4 protein-coding genes are annotated in these 3,814 nt (G+C 61.5%); all 4 read right to left on the bottom strand.

The window, feature by feature from the left end; all coding sequences use genetic code 11:
* Positions 1–253 precede the first annotated feature (253 nt).
* The 4 genes from JJD74_RS30290 to qhpR all read right to left on the bottom strand — a co-directional run bounded on the left by JJD74_RS30290 (position 254) and on the right by qhpR (position 3,673).
* Positions 254–649: a hypothetical protein gene (locus JJD74_RS30290; RefSeq protein ID WP_023082849.1), complete on the bottom strand. Its 396-nt coding sequence runs from the start codon at positions 647–649 to the stop codon at positions 254–256.
* 2 nt (positions 650–651) lie between these two features.
* Positions 652–1,023, bottom strand: a complete 372-nt coding sequence (locus JJD74_RS30285) for a c-type cytochrome (protein ID WP_023082850.1) — start codon at positions 1,021–1,023, stop codon at positions 652–654.
* On the bottom strand, positions 1,020–2,492 hold the full coding sequence (locus tag JJD74_RS30280; protein WP_234451941.1) for a flavin monoamine oxidase family protein: 1,473 nt from the start codon (positions 2,490–2,492) through the stop codon (positions 1,020–1,022). The genes JJD74_RS30285 and JJD74_RS30280 overlap by 4 nt, the downstream gene beginning before the upstream one ends.
* A gap of 179 nt (positions 2,493–2,671) precedes the next feature.
* Positions 2,672–3,673: an AraC-like transcriptional regulator QhpR gene (qhpR, locus tag JJD74_RS30275; RefSeq protein WP_023082852.1), complete on the bottom strand. Its 1,002-nt coding sequence runs from the start codon at positions 3,671–3,673 to the stop codon at positions 2,672–2,674.
* Positions 3,674–3,814: the final 141 nt, after the last annotated feature.

Here is a 3,814-nt window from a genome sequence, read left to right as displayed (position 1 = left end):
CTGACCGAGATCAGCCAGGAGGCCGACATGCGCAACTGTTTTGTCGAGATGGGCGCCTGGGAAGAAGACACCGAAAAGCGTTGGTAGGGCTTACGTTGGTTTTTGGTTCCATTGCTCCCCAAACCCCTTCTCCTACAGGAGATTCTTGTTGTGCTGAGGATGAGTCTGCCCCGTGCGCCGGTGGCGACGAGCAGGGCAGAAGGTACGAAGGGGCTGGAATCCGGTGATATCAAAAAAGTGCAAATCGCTTGGATCAGGAAAGGCTTTCGCGTACGGCGCCATTCCTGGCGACTTGCATGGCGCACCAGAGGAATCCCAGGCCGGAGCCGAGGTACACGGCAATCAGCCCCCAACCGAGCACATTCATCAGCCCGGCCAGTTGCACCTGGACCAGCAAGGCCACGACGGAACAGTCGACTGCGGTCAGAAGCAGCGCGTTGCGCGCCGGCAGGTCTGAGTTGCTGCGGACGAACCACAGCTCGATGGCGATCCCCAGGTAGACCAGGCCCAGAATGCGGCCCAGCAACGTGCCGGCGTCACCCAGCACCAATCCCGTCCACTGGAAGATCAGGTTGGGGTCGAAAGCCAGCAGCAGGGCCAGACCGACAGTCAGCACGCTCTTGGGGCGAGTGAAGAGAGTGATGTTCATGACTAGCTCCTGTTCTGCTGTTCGAGGAAGCAGATGATGTTTTGCCGATCGTCCTGCTTGCGCAGGCCGCCAAACGCCATCGCGGTACCCGGCAGGAAATTCATCGGGCCGCTCAGGAAGGCATCGAGCTTTTCCGCGTTCCAGGTGAAGCCGGCCTGCTCCAGGGTCGGCGTGTAGCCAAAGCCCTGCGCCGTACCGACCTTGCGGCCATACACGTCATGCAGACGCGGACCGACCTTGTGCTCCGCCAGCGAATGGCAGGCGGTGCACTTGGACTCGAACAGCTTTTGGCCGGCCGCGGCATCGCAAGCCGCCGCGGCCGTGCCGGAGATGGCGCAGAGGCCAAGGGCGAGAAGGAAACCAAGCTGCTTCATCCCAGCAGCTCCTTGACGAGCAGGGCCGCCTTGCCGCCCCCGCCGATGGCGCCGTCGATGAATCCGCGCCAACCCTCGCCGTGGTCGCCCTGGGCGAAGAACATGCGGCTACCCGGAGCCTTGCCGAAGTGATCGGCATACTTGCCGTACCAGCCGGGTCGGTAGCTGGCCCAGGTTCCCCGGCTGTAGGGGTCGAGGTTCCAGTCGTAACCGAAGCAGTCTTCCACTTCCATTTCCGGGAAGAAGGACTGCATGACCTGCTGCACGGCGTCCCGATCCAGGACGTCGAGCTTGGCGGGATCGTCGCCAAAGCCGATGAACAGCGTGTGGTCCTCGGCCTTGGCGTAGGTGAACACCACATTGAGGGGATGATCCGAGTCGGCCAGACCATACAGCTTGCCTTCCCCACCGACCTTGCCCTTGACCTTGATGACCGCCTTGACTCCGGTGCCGGCGTGCCGTTCGTGAGCGGCCTCGATCAGCTTGGGGTCCAGCGCCGGAGAGAACTCGATGTTGGGCAGCACGTTCATCGGCAGCGCCAGGACCACGCTGCCCGCCACAATGCGCTCACCCTTCTGGGTGGTGACGACCACGTGGTCGCCCTTGTCCTCGACCTTCTTCACCGGCGTAGACAGCCGCACTTCGGGCTTGCCGTCTTCGATCATCGCGTTGATCAAGCTGATGGTGCCGTCCTTGAAGGTGTAGCGAGTGAGCGAGTCGTTGAGGACCGACAGGTTGTAACCCGGCAGGGCCCACCAACGTGCCATCTCGTTGTAGGAAACCTGGTCAGAGGGGCAATGGGACATACCCACCAGATACGAGTCCACGGCAGCGCGATGCACAGGGTTGAGCTTCAACTGGTCGAGGCGATCACGGGCACTCAGGCTGTCCTGCGCCATGAGCTTGTTCCAGCGGAAGCGGGAGTCGTAGGGACGTTCCCAGATGTCGCGAGCGTCCGCGAAGTAGGTATCGAACGCTTGCAGCACCGGCAGCAGCTCTTCGCCAGCAAGTTGCGTCCGCTTGCCTTCCGCCAGGATCACCATGGTTTCCAGTGACGATTCAGCGCGTTCCGGGGATTCGATGACCTTCAGGCCATAGCGCTGGGTCTCGGCCCAGACGAAGGGCTGGGTCCAGTGAATCCAGGTTCCGCCCAGCTCCACCTTGTGGCCGGCGAACTCGGTGCTGAAGGTGCGACCGCCAAGGCGATTGCGCGCCTCCAGCACCAGCGTCTTGTAGCCATTCTTGCGACAGTCACGGGCGGCGGTGACACCGGCGAAGCCGCCGCCGATCACCACCACGTCGTAATCGCAACCCGCGGTCTTGCAGCCTTTCTGTTCAGCGCCCATGGCATTTGCCATGACCCCTGCGCCTGCCACCACAACCGCGCCAGCCCCGGCGCCACGCAGGAAACCACGACGACTGACGCCCTTGGCGTCGTCTTTTTCATCGGCCATCGACCCACACCTCATTTGTCATTGTTCTTGAAGTGAAGGGCGCAAGAAGCTGCCAGCTGAGCGATGTACGTCAGCCTGAAGTCACGCCCATCTGCGGGGATAAGCTATGCGACGCCCCCAGGCGCAGGCTTGGCAGCTCATGACAAAATCGTTGGCAGCGGATGACAATCCGCTCGGAAGGTGGGCGGCTCGATTCAGGATCGGCCGCGTTGGCGGAACTGCTGGGGAGTCAGTTGGGTCCAGCGGCGGAAGGCTCGGCAGAAGGAACTGGCTTCGGAGTAACCGAGCAGCAGTGCGATCTCCGTCAGGCTGTAGTCGGATTGCATCACATAGCTCTCGGCCAGGGAGCGGCGCACATCCTCCACCAACTGGCTGAACTCGACGTTCTGCTCGGCCAAACGCCTCTGCAATGTACGAACGCCAATCTTCAGGTCGCTGGCCACCTGCTCCAGGCTGGCACAGCCACTGCTCAGGCTGCTGGCAATGTGGTGGGCGACCTGGCTGAGCACGTCTGTCGACGCCGCCCGGCTTTGCCGCTGCTGTTCAAGGAAGGGCTCGAGGGCCTGGAACAGGCGCTGATCGGCGGTGCGGATTGGCATGTCCAGCAACTCGCGTGAGAAGTACAGCCGATTGTCCGGCTGCTCGAAGCGAATGGGACACCCAAATACCTCGCGGTGGGAGGCCAGGTCGCTGGGGGCCCGATGCTCGAAATCCACTCGAACAGGTGACAGCTGCGGATTCCGGGTCACCTCACGAAGCAGGTTGAGGATGGTGCAAATGGTGAATTCCGCATCCTGGCGACGCTGCACGATGGACGCGTCGGTGACCCGATAGGCCAGGCTAATCCGCTTGCCGTTGTCCTCGAAGTCCAGTTGCGTGGCCTGGGTCAACACCACCATGAAGCGGCTCAGGCTCCGCAGTACCAATTGCATGGAAGGGGCACAGCGTATGGCATGGCCATAGGCACCGAGCTCACTGCTCTCAGTGCGCATGGCCACCTCCAGGCCAATGGTCGGTGAAACCTCGCTACCAAGCACCTCCCAGAGGGCGACGTACTTTGTCACTGGAATTTCTGATTCCGGTGCGCTGAGAATCTGCTCGCGCAGTCCGACAGCAGCGAGGTGCGGGCGAAACAACTCTGCGTTGCGACGGAAGAAGCTTTCGGCAAGGACGGTATGGCAGCTAGACGACGGCATTGAACGCCCTGGGATGTTGGTGCTGATGGAAAATTGACCCACCCTGCCGATTGAAATTTGACCCAGGGCGGATTGCTGATTTCTATATCAGCAACTGTGGATAAGTCTATCAGCGCAGCTGCTTTAAAATCCCTTCCTTTC

The organism is Pseudomonas sp. MF6776 (genome assembly GCF_016613125.1).
Lineage (GTDB): Bacteria > Pseudomonadota > Gammaproteobacteria > Pseudomonadales > Pseudomonadaceae > Aquipseudomonas > Aquipseudomonas iridis.
The sequence above is the reverse complement of the archived record's forward strand: the minus strand, read 5'-3'. Positions and strand labels throughout refer to the sequence as shown.